Below are 16,565 nucleotides of genomic sequence, written 5' to 3' on the forward strand. Positions count from 1 at the left end.
GTGTCCGCCGGTTCTGTTCGCGGCCTTCCTACTGTCCGCGTCATGAAGAGATCGCTCGTGAACCGCTCCGCCGCCCTCGCCGTCTCCCTCGTACTGGTCGCGACCGGTGCCGCGCTCGCCGCCGACCGCCTGCCGGGCGACGCCGTGCCCGCCGCCCACCGGGGCGGGAACTCCTCGGCGTACGCCTTCGGAGGTCCCGGCAGCTCCGGCGGGAACGCGGCGACGCGCGCGTACCGCGATCTGCTGGACCACGGGTCCGGCGCGAAGATCCTCACCGCCGCGCACCGGGGCCAGTGGCGCGACGCCCCCGAGAACTCGCTGCCGGCCTTCCGGGCCGCCTTCGGCCGCGGTGCCGAACTCGTCGAGACCGACATCCAGTTGACCAAGGACAAGGTGCCCGTGCTGATGCACGACACCACGGTCGACCGCACCACCAACGGGGTCGGCGCGGTGGCCGACCTGACACTCGATCAGCTCGAACAGCTGCGCCTCAAGGAGGGGTTGGGCGGCGCGCAGGCGGCCGTCACCGACGAGCGGGTGCCGACGCTGGAGGAGGCGATGCTCCTCGCCAAGGACCGCGGGCTGGTCAACCTGGACAAGGGCTGGTCGAGCCGGGAGGTGGTCTGGGACGTCCTCACCCGTACCGGCACGGTCCGCAACGGTCTCTTCAAGAGCGACGCCCCGGTGTCCGAGGTCCAGGACTTCCGCGCGGCCCATCCGGACGCCGTCTACATGCACATGATCACCGATGCGAATCTGGGCGACGTCGGCCGGTTCGGCGACGACCAGCCGGTGGCGTACGAGGTCAACTTCGACAGCGCCCAGGACGCCGTGGCCCGCGGGCCGTTCCTCGACGCCCTGGCGAAGCACAGCCGGGTCTGGAGCAACACCATGTGGAACGGCCTGTCCGACCACATAACCGACGAGGCCTCGCTGACCGACCCGCTGCGCGGATGGGAGGCGCTGGTGCGCGGCTTCCACACTTCGGTCTTCCAGACGGACGACGTGGCGAAGGTCGAGTCCTGGCTGCGTACGGGAGAGGGCGACCCGCTGCCGCGCGGAGACGTACGCGTGCAGGCGGAGGACTTCCTTCCCGGTGAGGGCACCGGCTACCACGACAACGACAACGCGAACGCGGGCGGGCTGGGCATGCGGCCCGGCGAGGGCGTCGACGTCAGCGACGCCGACGGCGATGTGCGGGTCAGCTGGATGCGCGGTGGCGAGTGGCTGACGTACGGCGTGGACGTTCCGCGCACCGGGACGTACGCGCTGGCGGCGCGGGTGTCCTCGCCGTACTCCCCGGCGGGTACGTACACCGTCTCCTTCGACGGCGGCCCTATGAGCGCACGGGTCGCCGTGCGCAACACCACCAGCCACAACAAGGAGGTCCTTCAGCCCAGCGGGGTCGAGCAGCGGCTCACCGCCGGGCACCACGTCCTGCGGGTCAGCCTCCCCGCCGACGCGTACCAGAACTGGAACCTCGACTACGTCCAGCTCTCCCCGGTCCGGCGCTGACGTGCCCCCGGCCGGGGCCCGCCACGGGCTCCGGCCGGGGGTACGGCTCGGGGCCCCTCAGGCCGGGCGTCCCGACAGTTCGTCGGCGCGGGCGGTGATCAGACGCCGTACGACGATGGAGGAGCGGGACGGCTGGCTGTCGGCGCGCTGCACCAGGCTGACCTGGACTGGCTCGGCGTCGGCGAGCGGCAGCCAGGTCAGGCCGCCCACCGGCTGCCGGGTGTCGAAGCGGGCGAGGAGGCCTATCCCCGCGCCCCGGGTGACCATGGTCTGCACCGTGCGCGCCGACATCGCCTCGACCATCACTTGGGCCTTCGGAAGGTGTTTGCGCAGCCGCTGGTGCAGGACGGTGCCGGGTCTCATGGTGACGACCGGCCAGTGTTCCAGGTCCGCCCAGGTGACCTCGCGGCGCCGGGCCAGCGGGTGGTCGGGCAGGGTGTGGACGCCGAGCGGCGCCGACATCAGCCTGCGGCGGACGAGTCCGCCGGGCGCGGGTTCGTCGGGCGTGGTGACCACGCCGAGGTCCAGGTCGCCGCTGAGCACCGCGCTCTCGATGTCGCCCGAGGGGCCTTCGCGTACGGAGAAGCGCAGTCCGGGGTGGTCCGCGAGCAGCCGCCCGACGACCGGGGCGACGATCGTCTCGACGGTCACCGAACCGCCGCCGATGGAAACCCGGCCCTGATAGGTCCCGTTGGAGGCCAGCGCCGCCTCGCGCACCGCGTCCTCGGCCGCCACGAGGCGGGTGAACGGACCGATCAGCGCCTCACCGGCCGGTGTCGCGCGCACGCCACCCGAACTCCGGGTCAGCAGGACGACATCCAACTCCTCTTCCAGCACGGTGAGTTGCTGTCCGATGGTGGGCTGGCTGACACCGCAGGCCGCCGCCGCCGACCGGAGGGACCCGGTGCGCAGCGCGGCGAGGAAGTACCGGGCGCGTTCGACTCGCATCAACCCAGGGTATTGCCATTGGCTTTCACCCCATCCAGGGGACGGCATCTTCCCGCAGCGTTCGCACCACGACATCGTGACGCGGGTCACGCACCGTCGTGACGTGCTGATTGCTCGTGAAAGGATTTTCCGTGCCCGGACCCCTCAATGGCGTGCGTGTCCTGGACATCTCGACCGTCCTCGCCGGCCCCCTGGCCTCCTCCCTCCTCGCCGAGTTCGGCGCCGAGGTGATCAAGGTCGAACAGCCCGGCACCGGTGACCCCGCGCGCGGCTATCCGCCGCTCGACGACGACGGAGTCTCCGCGGGCTGGGCGGTCGTCGGCCGCAACAAGTCCAGCGTGACGATCGACCTGCACCATCCGGAGGCCGCCGCTCTCGTCGGACGGCTCGCCGCGACGGCCGACGTGGTGGTGACCAACTTCCGGCCGGCGACCCTGCGCCGGTTCTCCATCGACTTCGACGACCTCGTCGTCCACCGGCCCGACCTCGTCATGGTGCACGTGTCCGCGTTCGGGCGCACCGGTCCGTACGCGGAGCGCCCCGGCTTCGCCCGTGTCGCGGAGGCCTTCGCCGGGCTGACCCACCGCACGGGGTTCCCCGACGGTCCGCCGGTGTTCGCGGGTTATCCGGTCGCCGACGGCGTCACCGGGATCTACGCGGCTTTCGCGGCGATGCTCGCGCTGCGCCAGCGGGACCTGACGGGCGAGCCGCAGCTGGCCGACATCGGTCTGTACGAACCGCTGCTGCGGATGATGGAGGACTTCATCGTCGACTACGGCGCGACCGGTGAGGTCCGTGAACGCCAGGGCAACGAGAATCCGCACATCAGTCCCAACAACCTGTACCGGACCCGCGACGGGCGCTGGCTGGCCCTGCCCGCGTCGACGGAGCAGATGTGGCGCCGGCTGGTCGTCGCGATGGACGCGCCGGACCTCGCGGTGTACGAGACGATGTCGGCCCGGATCGAGCACCGCGCGGAGATCGAGGGCCGGGTGGCCGCGTGGGTGGCCGACCACGACCTGGCCCCCCTGAGCAAGCTGCTGGAGGAGGCGGGCGTAGCCTGCGGGCCGGTGAACTCCGCCGCCGACATCTGTGCCGACCCCCACGTGCGGGCGCGCGGATCGGTGGTCGAGGTGACCGACGAGCACGACGGGCGCACCCGCCTCGTGCAGGGCTCCGCCGGACGGTTCTCCGGATTCGGCCAGACCGTGGACCGCAGCGCGCCGCATCTGGGCGAGCACACCCGTGCGGTGCTGGGCGAACTCGGCCTGGGGGCCGCCGCCATCGACGACCTCGCCGTCCGCGGCGTCATCTGATCCAGGGGGACTCGCAGATGTCCATGGCCGACGTTTCCATCGTCGTTCTCGTCGCCCTCTTCCTGGCGACGCTCGTCCCGAGGTTCAACATCGGGCTCGCGGCCCTGCCGGCCGCCTTCCTCGTCGGTCTCGCCGCCGACCGCACCGCGGACGAGGTGACGGCGTTCTTCCCCGGCGACTTCTTCGTCCTGCTGGTCGGGATCACGGCGCTGTTCGCCGTCGCCCAGATCAACGGCACGCTCGACTGGCTCCTCGACGGCGTGCTCCGGCTGGTCGGCGGGCGGGCGCTGCTGGTCGCCCTGGTGCCGTTCCTGATCGGAGCCGTGCTGACGGCGGTCGGCACCCTCCCGGCCGCCGCCACCGCCATCGTCGCGCCCATCGCTCTGGGGCTCGCCGCGCGGTACGGGATACCCCCGTTCACAGCCGCCGTCCTCGGCATCACCGGCATCATCAGCGGACTCCTCTCACCCCTGGCCGTGTTCGGCACCAGCGCCAACCGGCTGGGCGACAAGATGGGGCTCGACCTGCCCGGTACCGCGCCGGTCAGCTTCTTCCTGGGCGGGCTGCTGGCGGGCCTCGTCATCTGCGCCGTCTGTCTCGTGGCCGGGTTCCGCACGGGCACCATGCCGCGCGGCCGGCTCACGCCGGTCGGCGAACCGGACACCGGGGGGCCCGCCGCCGGGGAGTCCGCCGGCGACGGAGGCACCGGGCGCACCCCGCAGCCGGCCTGGGGCCGCTACCTCACGCTCGGGTGCCTGCTCGCCGTGGTGGTGCTGTCGGTCGGCTTCGACATCAACATCGGCTACCTGGGGCTCACCGCCGCGGTCGTCCAGCAGCTGGCGCTCCGGCTGGAGCCGAACGAGATCATCTCCCGGATCCCGTGGAACATCGTGCTGCTCATCGGTGGACTGCTCACCTATGTCGGTCTGATGCAGGACCTGGGCGCCTTCACCCGGATCAGCGATCTGCTGCGGGTGGACGGCTCCCCGATGCTGAGCCTGCTCGTGCTCTGCTACATCGCCGGTGTCACGTCCTTCGCCGCGAGTTCCATCGCGGTCTTCGCGACCACGATCCCGCTGGTCCCCGCCGTGGTCGCCGAGGGCGCTTCGCCGGTCGGCGCCGTCCTCGCGGTCGCGCTCGCCTCGATCCTGGTCGACATCAACCCGCTGGGCATCACCGGCGGCCTGATCCTCGGTGCCGCGCGGCCCGAGGACCGTACGCCGCTCTTCCGCCAACTGCTGCGGTGCGGGCTGGTGTCCGTGGTCGTCGGCCCCGCGCTGGCGTGCTTCGCCTTCGGATGGTGGTGACGGGGTAACGCCCTGACGCAGCCGCGTCGAGGCCCTCGGGCACGTCCCGCCGCGCCCCCACCACCGACGACCGGGTCGGTGGTGGGGGCGCGGCGGGCTCCCGGCGTTCGCCCGGGGGCTCCAGCGCTCGGGCCGCGGGAGGGTGCCGTCAGACCGGCCCGGCCAGTTCCTTTGGCCCGTAGAGCGCCGCGGCCTCACCCGTCATCAGAGCCCAGTAACGGTCGCCGAAGGACCAGTGCCACCACTCGGTGGCGTAGTTCACCAGCCCCGCGGAGGTGAGCACGGAGCCCAGGAGCTCCCGGTTGGCGCGGGCCTCCGCGCCGATGTTGGCGGCGTGGGTGTAGCAGGCGCCGTCGCTCTCCTCGGGGTCCGCGTTCATCCGGGTGCCCAGGTCCAGCTCGCGGCCCTCGCCGTCCGCCAGGGTGAGGTCGACGGCGGCGCCGGCGCTGTGCGGGGCGATGCCGGGCGGGGACACGTACCGGCTGGCCGCCGCTTGGATCCGCCCGGCGGTCCAGTCGGGGTTCGCGGCCCGCAGCTGGTCGGCGTACTCCTCGAAGTACGCGCGCTGGAGCGCGGGGGGCCGGTAGCCCTCGACGAACAGCAGGCGCAGGCCTTGCGGGAGCAGCAGCGCCTGGGCCTCCACCAGCCGCTCCAGCACGCCCATCCGTAGGTGCGCGAAGGCGTCCGCCGGATCCTGCTTGCGGGTGTCGACCAGCAACCGGCCGTCCACGCGGACGTCCACGAGGGGTTCCCCGCACTCCGCGACGGGTACGGCGGCCACGGCGGGGTCGGACATGAGGACGATCTCGTTCATACGGTGATCATCTCGTGCCGTGTCCCGCCTCGGTCAACTCCGTGGACCGTGGGCGGAACGCCGCGCGAACGTCATTGCGTTCGACGCGCTACGTAGGCCGCGCCCACGCGCTCCTGGAAACTTCCACAACGAGGGGGCAGGCATTGTCCGTTGGATTGCGCGCGCCCTGGTGGCCCTGGCGGTGTCCGGCCGCCCCGCGGCCCTGGCGGCGCCTGGCCGACGGGGCCGGTCGGCGCGGGTGTCCGGTCGGCCCGACCGTGCGCGTACGCACGTCACCCCGGGGCGGAGGGTCCGGCACCCGACGGCCGGTGGCGCCCCGCGGCGGAACGCCGTCGGAACGCCACCGGAGTACGGAAAGGGGTCAGGCGCCCTGCTGGACCGGGCCGACGAGGGTGCCGTCGGCCACCGTGAACGTCCCCTCGGCGAAGGAGGTGCCGGGGATCTCGCCGCCCGGAGCCTGGAGCGTGAACGCGGCCTCGTCGACGGGCGCGCCCCGGCCGCCGCTCGGAACCTGGATGTCGAAGTGCACCGGGTGCCCCGGGCCGAAGGTGACCGCGGTCTCCTGGTCGCCGTAGCGGCCGGCGGTGATCCCGCTGTCCGCGCCGTGGTTCAGGAACCGCGCTCCGGTGGGCGAACCCGCCAGCTCGCAGGGCTCGTATCCACGCGGCGCGGTCAGTGTGACGCGGTAGTGGCTGTGCCCGGCGGTGTTGTCCGCCCGGGTGATCTTCGCCGTGTGATTGGCCGGCCGGCAGGCCGAGGGAGCACGGCCACCGCACCGGCCGCGCCCGCCAGCACGGTGGCGGCGAGTACGACGGTGATCCTCTGGTCGATACGCATACGGACACGCTCCTTGCCCTGGGGCCGGCCCGGCACCCGTGGCGGCTGCGCGACGGCGACTACGTCGCCCGGAGCCTTGCGCGACGCGCGGCGTCGTCGCCGTTCGGCAGCCGGCGGTTACGGGACAGCCCGTCGTTCGTTGGCCTGCGGCTGTTCCCCGTCAGAGCCATGGTCGACGCCATTCCTGCCCGCTTCCCCTCGCGGTCCATGTCCCAGAACTGACACAGTGACCTCCGGCGCCACGCGTTCGACGCCTGCGTCCTGGAGCGGACCGGACCCGGCGGGCCCTGGTCCGCCCACGCAAGAGCTGGACGGCCGGACCGGATCAGTGAGGGGCCGTGTCGGCGCGGACGCCGATGGTCAGCAGCAGGTTGGCGTACGTACGGGTGTCGGCGGTGACGATCGCCAGGGCCAGATCCGGGGAGCGGGCCGCGTCGTAGAAGGCGAACCGGTCGAGCGACTCCACCGGCACCGTGCCGAGCCGGGCACGGTAGTCGGCGATGGCCACAGGCTCCGGCTCGCCCTCCGGCGGCACCATCACCTGGGCCGATTCGACGGGGACGGCACGGAGCAGGACGTCCAGCACGGAAGGGACGTCGAGCAGGCCGGGGGCGACGTTGAGGTGGACGACCCGGGCGCGCGGTCCGACGGCCGTGCTCGCGGGGTAATGCCCGTCGGTCAACAGCACGCTGGCACCGTGTCCGGCTCCGGCCAGGGCTTCCAGCATGCCGGGGTGCAGCAGATCGGTCAGGAGCACGAGAATTCCTCCGAAGCAGGGACAGGCGTGCGCCGACACGGGTCGGACACGGGCCTGGCGGCGGGCCAAGCGGTTCGGAGCGTCATGGGTGTGTCCTCGCGCTTGTCCCGGAGCGGGCGGAAGAGGTTTCTCGGGATCCGCAGCCGGGTGAAACCACCGCCAGAGATGGGATGTATGTAAGACGATGGGAGATCATTTGTCCAACCCATGCGCAACATGCCATCGATTCGACGGTTTCAGACAGCAAGTCATCGCACCTTCCATGCATGGATGTGAAACCCATCCCATCAATGATCAGTCAGCAAGCCAGGGGCGAGCTACGGGAGACGTTCCGCGCGGAGGGAGCCTTCTGCGGTCTCCCCGGCGAACGGCGCGCGCCCCCACCCGGACCGGGCCTGTGCTCCGCCGCGCGACACGAGTTCACCGGCCAGGGAGCGTTCCGCGTTGTCCAGCAGTTCCTTGTAGGTGAGCACCTCCACGCGCGCGAGATGCGCGTTGAACGTCCGCAGCGCCTCGTTGATCTCCGGCTCCGGTATGCCGGGGTGCAGGCCGGGGTGTCCGACCAGGACCAGCGCACTGGCCCGTCGGACCTCGATGCCGAACTCCTCGCGGATGCGGTCGCGGTGTTCGTCCAGCCCCGTGAGGTAGTTGATGGCCTGTCCGACGGCCTCATGGACCGCTGCCGCGGGCACCCAGGCGTTGCGGTGCTCCTTGACCAAGGGTCCCCTGAGGCTCATGGCCCGCTTCAGCTCGACGATGTGCAGCGCTCCGTCGCCCCGTATCAGCGGGATGTCCACCTCGTCGCCCGGCACCAGCCGACGGTGGGCTGCCTCGCCGACGAACCGTCCACCGAAAATCCAGTGCTGCCCCTCCAGCGCCCGCTGGAGATCGTTCTCTCGCGCCTGCGGGTCCTCCACGACGGCACGCAACGCGTCGAGCCCCGCCGACCGGCGCCGCAGTTCGGCCGCCCTCAGGACGAGCTGCCCCTCATGATCGGCCGCGAGCAGGGCGAGGGCCCCGGGTGAGCCGACGATCTTCCGCACGGCCTCGGCGGGGTCCCCCACCTCGATCCGATCGCTGCGCAGCAGCCGCTCCAGCCACAGCGCCGTCTCGGACGTCCCGCGCGGAATGACGTAACGGCCGGGCCGGTCCTCCGGAGCGCGCAGAAAGACGCTGTCACGGCCCTGGGCCCGGAAGTGCTCCACCACTTCCTCCGCACCGGCACCGGGGTGATCCCTCAGAAACGCCTCGCACTCCGCGACGAGCCATTCGTGCATCCCGCGCAGAGAGCTCGCGACGAAATCACGGGATCTTTCCTTGCGTGCCCCGTCCTGGAAAAGGCGGTACCGCTCCTCGAAATCGCTCCTGAGGATCCGGCCCTCCGCGTAGTCCAGCGAGTCCTGCAGGAGCCGTACGACCTGCCACTCCCCCGCGTCCGCGGCCGATCCCCGGGCCGCCTCAAGGAGACGCACGAGCTCCTTGCCCTGCCGCCGTCTGCCACTGCCGAGGCTGTGCAGATAGGTGAAGACGGCGGTGAGCGACGAACGCACCGTCTCGTCGCCGGTCTCCTTCTCTACCTCGCGCAGCTGCCATTCCAGCGTCATGTCACTTCGGACTGCCATGCGGGAGAGTATGGGCCAGGGGTACGACAGTCCCGTCCGAGCTGCGAAAGCGCGCGTCGGCCAACACGGGAACGGCGGCCAACGCCGGAGCCGCGTCCGCCGCCTTCCACGCCTTCAGCCCGCAGATCGTGCGGGAGTGCTCGCTGCCCCGCCCTCGTAGTCCGCCACCGCGCAGTGTGTCCACGCGGCGCGCGCCGCCTCGCGGCATGATGCCGCCTCACGCCACCGCCTCACGCCGCCTGATGCCGCCTCACAAGACGGGCAGCCTCGGATGGGGGGCGACGGCCCCCGGCCGGCCGCGCACCGGCTCCGGTGGCGCCGCCTGCGAGTGGCCGAAGAGGCGGAGTGAGTGGCTGGCCGGGCAGACGGCCCGGCGGACCGCTGTCATACCTGGACGCGTCTTTGATGATCGGTCGACGCGGCAGCCTTCTCGGACCGTTCGGGCCCGGTGCTGCCCGGACCAGGGGTGTACCGGGGCGGCCCGCGCGCTCGGCCGAAGGCCGATCCGCACCCCATCGGACTGACCAGGAGATTGCGTGTCCATCCGGAATCGGATCATCGCGGGCGGTGCTGTCGCCCTGGTGACGGTCGCCTTGGGAAGCGTGTCGTTGGCGCTGGCCGACGATCCGCTCAGTACTCGGACCGTCTCCGGGCAGATGACGTACTACAACGACAGCGGGTACGGGGCGTGCGGGAGTCAGGTCGACGCCGCGACCGAGGATCTCGTCGCCGTGTCCCACGCGTGGTGGACGTCCGCCAATCCCAACGAGGACCGGCTCTGCGACGGCGTGGACGTCGAGGTGACCTACGACGGCAAGACGATCACGGTGCCGGTCAAGGACATGTGCCCCTCCTGCGACGCCGGCCATCTCGACCTCAGCCAGACCGCGTTCGAGAAGCTGGCTCCGCTGGAGAAGGGCCTCGTCAAAGGCATCTCCTGGAAGTTCGTCACCGACGGCGGTGAGGCCATCGCGCTCCCGTCCCCGTCCGGCGGACCGGAAGCGAGCCCCGCGCCGGCGTCCGGCGGGGCGGGGTGGCCCTCCCGGTACGCGGCCCCGTACGTGGAGACGTGGGGATCGCCCTCCGACCTGGACAGGGCGCGGCAGGCGGGTCTCCGGCACGCCACGCTCGCCTTCGTGCTGGACGGTGGGGGCTGCCGGGCCACCTTCAACGGGAACACACCGGTCACGGACGCGGGCTGGCTGTCGGCCGTGCAGAGGCTGCGTGGTGCGGGCGGGGACGTGATCGCGTCCTTCGGCGGGGCGTCGGGGACCGAGCTCGGTCAGGCGTGCGACTCCGTGACGGCTCTGCAGGAGCAGTACCGCACGGTCGTGGACGCGCTCGACCTGTCGCGGCTCGACTTCGACATCGAAGGCGCCGCGCTGGCCGACAGCGCCGCGAACCACCGCCGTAACCAGGCACTGGCCGCGTTGCAGAAGCAGTCCGAGGCCGCGGGTCACCCGCTGGACGTCCAGTTCACGCTGCCTTCGGGGCTGCAGGGCCTGGAGGCGGACGGTGTCGCCATGCTGCAGGACGCCGAGAGCGCGGGACTGCGGGTGTCGCTCGTCAACATCATGACGATGGACTACGGGTCCGCGGTGGACGACATGGGGCAGACCGCCATCGACGCCGCCACGGCACTGCACGGCCAGCTCGGCGGCATCTGGCCGTCGAAGTCGTCCGAGGAACTGTGGGCGATGGAGGGCAACACACCGATGATCGGGGTGAATGACACGCCTGGTGAGGTGTTCACCACGGACGACGCCGAGCGGCTGGCGGCCTTCGCCGTGGAGAAGGGCATCGGGCAGCTGGCGTTCTGGGCGGTGGGCCGTGACCAGGCCTGTCCCGAAGCCGGGACGCTCTCCGATGCGTGCAGCGGCACCGAGCAGAGCGACCACCAGTTCCTGAAGACGTTCGAAACCGTCACCACCACCAGCCCCGGCGCGCAGGCGGTCACCGGCCGGGGGACGGTCGGCGGCACGCCGACGCCCTCCTCCTCCGCGTCCGCCACGGCTCAACTCCCGGACAGCGACAGCCGACTCGACGAGGGCGGCACCAACGCCGCCCCGGAGGCCGGCGCCCGCGGCGGCACCGGGGGCGGCATCGACTTGTCGATCTGGCAGCTCCAGGAACCGGTGGGCTCCCCCGGATCTCCGACCACCATCTCGTCGTCGCAGCTCCAGAACGGTTACCAGGACGCGTACTTCTTCACCGCCGACGACGGCGCCATGACCTTCTGGTCGCCGGAGAAGGGCGTCACCACGCCCAACTCCAAGTCGCCCCGGTCTGAGTTGCGGGAGATGAATGCGGACGGGGGCAGTGCCGACTGGTCGCTCGAAGGCACTCACCGGATGAGCGCGACCCTGCGCGTCGTGTCGGTGACGTCCAACGTGTGCGTGGGGCAGATCCACCTCGGTGAGGGGGGCTCCTCCACCAAGCCGCTGCTGGAGCTGTACTACCACGCCAACGGCGACATCGTCCTGGGCACCGAGAACTCCCCCTCGGGCGGCCAGACCACCCACACGGTGGGGCATGTGGCGGTCGGCGAGAAGTGGAGCTACACCATCGGCATCTCGGGCGGCGACACCATCGATCTCACGGTCGACGGAAGCACCACCCACTACCCCGTCGCCGACTCCTTCACGTCCTACCGGCAGTACTTCAAGGCGGGGGCCTACAACCAGTCGGCGTCCGGCAGCAGCACGGAGGGCGCCAAGGTCGCGTTCTACGCGCTGGACGTCTCGCACGGCTGACCGACCGCCACGAAAGGCCCGAGGGCCCGACGCCACCCACAGGGGTTCCAGGCGTCGGGCCCTCGGTCCGTTCCGCGCGCGCCGTCGGCGGAACGGAACGGATTCACGACGGGAGAGTCAGTCGACGAGTCCCTGGCGACGGCGACGGGTGAACACGTACAGACCCACGCCCACGGCCACGAGGACGGTCGCCGCGAGGGTGGTGACGAGGGTGGTGGTGCTGTCGCTGCCGGTGCTCGCCAGGGTGCCGGGGACCGTCGAGTCGGTGGGGGGCTCGTCCGGAGTGGCCGCCGCCGGGGGCGTCGTGGACGCGGCAGGCGTCGGGGTGCTCTCGGCGGGGGTCTCACTCGGGGCGGGGGCCGGGGTGGTGGTCGTGGGCGTCGAGCTCGGCGACGGGGTGTCGGCGACGGGGGTCGTCGGGCCGGGCGTGGGGGTGGCCGCGGGCGGCGTCGTCGGAGCGTCCGGGGTCGGCGTGACGGGGGGTGCGGGGGTGCAGGCGGCGCCTCCGTTCCAGTGCGCGATGAGGTGGGAACCTATCTGCGAGTCCGGGTAGTGCGGCACCGGCGCGTCCGTGCCGTCGTACGCGCGGTCGCCGCTGTAGAGGTCGATCTGCCCGAAGCACTCGGGGGTGAAGGCGGAGACGTCCAGAACCGTCTGCGCCAGGTCCTTGGTGAGGACCACGCTGTCCCGGCCGAGGAACGTCTGGGTGCCCGAGGACGCCCAGTTCGGGCCCTCGGTGCTGTACGAGGCGAGCGAGAGCACGTACTGGCATCCCGCCGCCGGCTCGCCCTTGAGGCGTACGTCGACCCGGGTCGCAGGGGCGTCCCCCGCGATGACACCGCTGCTGAACCAGTGCTGTCCACGGTCCGAGGTGTATTCGACGCCGATACGGTCGCAGGAGTGCGCGTCGTGCGCGTGTGCGGACCCGGCGCCGCACAGGGGCAGGGCGACTGCCAGGCCGAGAACGGCGGCTGCGCTGCGGGAACGTCTGAGGAAGTGCGAAGGCACCTGATGCTCCTGTACATCGGAGAAGTGGGAACTCGGCATCCACGGACCGGCCGGTCGTTCCTGCGAGCGCCGAGGGTGACGCCTCGGGAGGTGAACCCGCACAGTGAACCGCGTGGCCGTCGTCCGCGTGCGTGGCCATTCCACATCCGCCGCACCGTCCGGAAACCGTTCCCGCCCGATCTCTGCCCCTCCGTCCGGGGACCCTGCCCCCGCGATGACTCCGAGCCGCCGGGCCCCTGGCCGGGTGGCCGGCCCCGGGACGGTCCGGTCGCCCCACGGGGGCTGGGAGCCGGGCACGGGTGGTGTCCGGCCGGGCGTCGCGACCCCGCCATGATCCGCCGGACACCACCCGGGTCCCGGGTCTCCTCCTCGTCAGCCGAGGGAGTCCGGGATGACCTGGGGGCGGGTCCCCCAGGTGGAGGCGTCCTGGCGCAGCAGTTGGACGGCGCCCGACTCCTCGTTCTCCTCCTCCGGGTCCTCGGCGGACCCCTCGGGGCCCTTGTCGGATTCGGCGGGCCGGTCCCCCGGATCGCCGCCGTCCCCGGACCGCGGCGGTTCCCCCGCCCCCGCGAACGGGACGGTCCCCGCGGCGGGGGCGGGCCTCTGGGCGGGCCGCCACGTGGTGAGTTCCGGACCCTCGTACCCGGTCGCCGGAGCGTCCGGGGCGGGTGCGACCGTGTGCTCGGCCAGCTGTGCGGCGCTCCCCCCGGCGTCCCACACCGCCGGATCGGCGACGGTGTAACGGGAGGTGCCGACGTCGTCGCCGCTGTCCGCCGCCGCTCCCCGGCCCGCGAGCGCGAGCAGCAGCGGGCTGAAGCCTGCGGCGGCCACGTCCCAGGCCGAGACGTCGTCGGTGTCCCCTTCGGGTACGACGACGGCGATCCGGTCCTCCGGCGGCGGGGCGGGTGCCAGGAGGTCGCCCGGCAGGGGGGCGGTGCTCAGGAGGTCCTCCGGCAAGGGGGTGACCGCCAGGAGGTCGCCCGGCAGGGGGGCGGGCGCCGCGGACTCCTCTCCGGCGCCGCCGGCCTCCGCCGCCGCGGTTCCGGCGGGGGCCGGTCGGCCTTGGCCGCCGCGTCCCGGACCCGGCGCGGCGGAGGGCGCGCCGGGTCCGCCCGCCGCCCCCGGGACGCCCAGGGGAACCCCGGGGATCAGGGGCGTGCCGCCTGCCGCGCCCCCTTCCCCGGGGCCACCGTCCGCGCCGGCCGCAGGCGCGGGAGCCCCCGGGGCCGGGGCGGGCGCTCCGGCCGAGGTGACGTCGTCGGCCGTCGCCGCAGGGGGCGCGGGGGTGCCCTGCTCCGTCAGCCCGTGCAGGACGGCACCGCCGGTCGCCGCGCCCCCGGAGGCCACCTCGCCGGTGTGCTCCGGGGGGTGGGGCAGCCACGAGGCGCCCGGGCCGCCCAACAGCCCTGCACTGTCCGGCCGTTCGCCTTCCGTGGTGCCCCTCGTCCCCGCGCCCGCGATGGGCGCGCCGGGCATCATCGGCATCAGGGGGGTGCCGGTTTCGGCCGCGGTGGACGGGCCCTCCGCCGTGGGCGCGGCGACACCGGGCCCGGTCAGGCCCGCGCCGCCGGACGGCGCACCGGCGGCGGGGAGTTCGCCCGCCGTCCCCGGAACACCTTCCTCCGTCCACGGCACCACGCCCTCGCCGCCCAGCAGACCCGCCGCGTCCGGACGCTCCGCACCCGAACCCGCCCCGGCCGCACCCGCCGCCGCACCCGGGGACATCGGCATCATCGGCATACCGGACGCCCCCACCCCGTCCCCCGGCAGACCAGCCGCCTCGGAACCGGCCAACGGCACACCCGCCGCCGGGACACCCTCGAACGCCGCAGGAACACCGCCCAACTCCGCACCACCCGCGGCAGCACCCGCCACCGGCGCGACATCGTCCAGCCCGCCCGGCGACGCCCACGGCACCACGCCCTCGCCGCCCAGCAGACCCGCCGCGTCCGGACGCTCCGCACCCGAACCCGCCCCGGCCGCACCCGCCGCCGCACCCGGGGACATCGGCATCATCGGCATACCGGACGCCCCCGCGCCGTCGGCCGACAGGCCGGGCGCGGAGACGAGGCCGGATACGGGCATCGCGGAGGGAGCGAGGCCGTCCGGCAGTCCGGCCGCTCCCGTGCCCGTGTCCGGGAGGCCCGCGGGTGTGACTCCGGGCAGGTCCGGTGTCGTGGAACCGCCCGTCCAGGCGTTCGGCAGCTCGCTCAGGTTCTGGCCGGAGCCGGAGGAGCCCGGGGTGCCGGTGGACGCCGAGGGTATGCCGCCCAGCCCGCCGAGGGGGAAGGCGGCCGGGGTGCCGGTACCCGCCGTGCCGGTCGACGGATTGAGTACGCCGTCCAGGGCGGGGTTCAACGCTCCGGGGTTCGACGTTCCGGTGTAGGGGTCGACGGTGGAGCCGGCACCCGGCTCGGGCAGTCCGGTGCCGCCCGTGTACGGGTCCGCGCTGCCCCCGGTGCCCGTGCCGTCCCCGGTGCCCGGCGTCGCCAGGTCGGGCGAACCGGTTCCGCTCCCGCCCGTGGCCAGGTCCGGGGCGGCCACGCCTCCGGTGTACGGATTCGCCGTACCGCCCGTGCCCGTACCGTCTCCGGTCCCCAGCGTCGCCAGGTCGGGCGCGGTGATCCCGCCGCCCGAACCGGTGGCCGGGTCCGGGGAGGCGGTGCCGCCCGTGTACGGGCTCGCGGTGCCGCCCGTGTACGGGCTCGCGGTGCCGCCGCTACCGCCGCCGAGGGTCGAGAGTTCAGGAGAGTTGACGCCTCCTCCGGTGCCTCCCCCGGAACCGCCGCCGGTGCCGGTGTTCAGGTCGGGCGACTTGATGCCGTTCTGGCCGCCGCCCTTGTACTGGTCGAGGTCCTGGTCGTCGTTCTTGCCGTCGCCCGTGCTCGCCGGGTCGCTGGTGGCCGGTGTGACGGCTTTGGGCTTCACGTTGTTCAGGGACTGCGTGACGGTCGAGTAGTTGTTCGCGAGGGACTTCAGCACGGACCGCATGTCGTTGGTCATCATCTCGACGATGTCCGGACGCTGGCTGACCGGGATGAGGCCGTTCGCCATGGGGACGACGCCCACCTTGATCGCTTCGTTGGCGTACCAGGTGTCGATGGCGTGGATCTGGGCCTGGGCGAAAGCGAGGGAGTTGGCGCCGTGGACGAGGCTCGGGCCCACCGGGGTGCCGGTGGAACCACCGCCGAGGGCGGCGGCGTTGGCGAGGACTTCCCTGGAGAAGGTCGTCATGGTGTCCGCGAAGGCGTCCGCCGCGGCGCCCTGCCACGGCGCGCCCTTCCCGCCCGCCAGCGCCTTGGCCTGGTCGGCAAGGCTCTTGCCGACCATCTCCATGACCTCCTGCACGTACTGGAACTCGTTGGCCGCCGTCATCAGGGTCTGCGGGTTGGACACCGAGGACGCCCGGGCTTCCCCGCCGGCGCCGGGGGTCATGTTCGAGCCACCGGTGACGGCGGCCATGATCTGCTTCCAGTCCCAGCTGTCGTAGTCGGACCTGGAGCCCTGGTTCTTGGTGTCGCCGTAGATCCCGCTGTCGTCCTGCTGGAATCCGGAGGTGTTGTAGTCGTCGGGCATGTGCCTGCGCTCTCGTCCGAAGCCTCGACCGCCGGGACGCCGCTTCGACGGTTGCTGGGTGCCGGACGCCGGGTCCGCGGAGCGCGCACGGCCGCCGGCTCCCCGGGGTGTC

Annotated in this window: 10 protein-coding genes and 2 pseudogenes; 5 read left to right on the plus strand and 7 right to left on the minus strand. The window is 72.7% G+C overall.

The window, feature by feature from the left end; all coding sequences use genetic code 11:
• Nucleotides 1–42: 42 nt before the first annotated feature.
• Nucleotides 43–1,515, plus strand: a complete 1,473-nt coding sequence (locus tag ACFWEE_RS07820; protein WP_386887358.1) for a glycerophosphodiester phosphodiesterase family protein — start codon at nt 43–45, stop codon at nt 1,513–1,515.
• 57 nt (nt 1,516–1,572) lie between these two features.
• On the opposite strand, the gene ACFWEE_RS07825 is transcribed toward ACFWEE_RS07820, so the two are convergent.
• On the minus strand, nt 1,573–2,463 hold the full coding sequence (locus ACFWEE_RS07825; protein ID WP_386887359.1) for a LysR family transcriptional regulator: 891 nt from the start codon (nt 2,461–2,463) through the stop codon (nt 1,573–1,575).
• Nucleotides 2,464–2,594: 131 nt separating this feature from the next.
• On the opposite strand from ACFWEE_RS07825, the gene ACFWEE_RS07830 reads away from it, so the two are divergent.
• The gene (locus tag ACFWEE_RS07830) at nt 2,595–3,779 is read left to right on the plus strand and encodes a CaiB/BaiF CoA transferase family protein (protein ID WP_386887361.1); all 1,185 of its coding nucleotides are present in this window, start codon (nt 2,595–2,597) and stop codon (nt 3,777–3,779) included.
• Between the two features lie 17 nt (nt 3,780–3,796).
• Nucleotides 3,797–5,086, plus strand: coding sequence for an SLC13 family permease (locus ACFWEE_RS07835; protein WP_386887363.1), 1,290 nt, complete (start codon nt 3,797–3,799; stop codon nt 5,084–5,086).
• 148 nt (nt 5,087–5,234) lie between these two features.
• On the opposite strand, the gene ACFWEE_RS07840 is transcribed toward ACFWEE_RS07835, so the two are convergent.
• From ACFWEE_RS07840 to ACFWEE_RS07855, 4 genes are all read right to left on the minus strand, one after another.
• A complete protein-coding gene (locus tag ACFWEE_RS07840; RefSeq protein WP_386887364.1) occupies nt 5,235–5,900 on the minus strand; it encodes a M15 family metallopeptidase in 666 nt (221 codons plus the stop codon).
• Between the two features lie 361 nt (nt 5,901–6,261).
• Nucleotides 6,262–6,624 carry a DUF4232 domain-containing protein gene (locus ACFWEE_RS07845; RefSeq protein WP_386887436.1) on the minus strand — a complete coding sequence of 121 codons (363 nt, stop codon included), beginning with the start codon at nt 6,622–6,624 and terminating at the stop codon, nt 6,262–6,264.
• A 438-nt stretch (nt 6,625–7,062) separates the two neighbouring features.
• Entirely contained in the window at nt 7,063–7,494 is a 432-nt protein-coding gene (locus ACFWEE_RS07850; protein ID WP_386887365.1) for an RbsD/FucU domain-containing protein, read from the minus strand.
• A 317-nt stretch (nt 7,495–7,811) separates the two neighbouring features.
• Entirely contained in the window at nt 7,812–9,116 is a 1,305-nt protein-coding gene (locus ACFWEE_RS07855) for a Shedu anti-phage system protein SduA domain-containing protein (RefSeq protein WP_386887367.1), read from the minus strand.
• Nucleotides 9,117–9,652: 536 nt separating this feature from the next.
• Between ACFWEE_RS07855 and ACFWEE_RS07860 the strand changes: the two are divergent.
• Together ACFWEE_RS07860 and ACFWEE_RS07865 are read left to right on the plus strand one after the other, a co-directional pair.
• A pseudogene (locus tag ACFWEE_RS07860) lies at nt 9,653–10,033 on the plus strand (cysteine/serine endopeptidase inhibitor); the annotation flags it as partial.
• A gap of 1,176 nt (nt 10,034–11,209) precedes the next feature.
• Nucleotides 11,210–11,869: pseudogene (locus ACFWEE_RS07865) on the plus strand (polysaccharide lyase family 7 protein); the annotation flags it as partial.
• 117 nt (nt 11,870–11,986) lie between these two features.
• Here ACFWEE_RS07865 and ACFWEE_RS07870 read toward each other — a convergent pair.
• Complete coding sequence (locus ACFWEE_RS07870) at nt 11,987–12,877, minus strand: LPXTG cell wall anchor domain-containing protein (RefSeq protein ID WP_386887368.1); 891 nt, start codon at nt 12,875–12,877, stop codon at nt 11,987–11,989.
• A gap of 372 nt (nt 12,878–13,249) precedes the next feature.
• On the minus strand, nt 13,250–16,453 hold the full coding sequence (locus ACFWEE_RS07875; RefSeq protein ID WP_386887370.1) for a hypothetical protein: 3,204 nt from the start codon (nt 16,451–16,453) through the stop codon (nt 13,250–13,252).
• Nucleotides 16,454–16,565 lie beyond the last annotated feature (112 nt).

This window comes from Streptomyces sp. NPDC060184 (genome assembly GCF_042728795.1).
GTDB lineage: Bacteria > Actinomycetota > Actinomycetes > Streptomycetales > Streptomycetaceae > Streptomyces.

What these genes read in the sequence shown, in the direction of transcription:
- ACFWEE_RS07820 (WP_386887358.1), top strand. Translation starts at nt 43, where the DNA reads ATGAAGAGATCGCTCGTGAACCGCTCCGCCGCCCTCGCCGTCTCCCTC.
- ACFWEE_RS07825 (WP_386887359.1), bottom strand. Translation starts at nt 2,463, where the DNA reads ATGCGAGTCGAACGCGCCCGGTACTTCCTCGCCGCGCTGCGCACCGGG.
- ACFWEE_RS07835 (WP_386887363.1), top strand. Translation starts at nt 3,797, where the DNA reads ATGTCCATGGCCGACGTTTCCATCGTCGTTCTCGTCGCCCTCTTCCTG.
- ACFWEE_RS07840 (WP_386887364.1), bottom strand. Translation starts at nt 5,900, where the DNA reads ATGAACGAGATCGTCCTCATGTCCGACCCCGCCGTGGCCGCCGTACCC.
- ACFWEE_RS07855 (WP_386887367.1), bottom strand. Translation starts at nt 9,116, where the DNA reads ATGGCAGTCCGAAGTGACATGACGCTGGAATGGCAGCTGCGCGAGGTA.
- ACFWEE_RS07875 (WP_386887370.1), bottom strand. Translation starts at nt 16,453, where the DNA reads ATGCCCGACGACTACAACACCTCCGGATTCCAGCAGGACGACAGCGGG.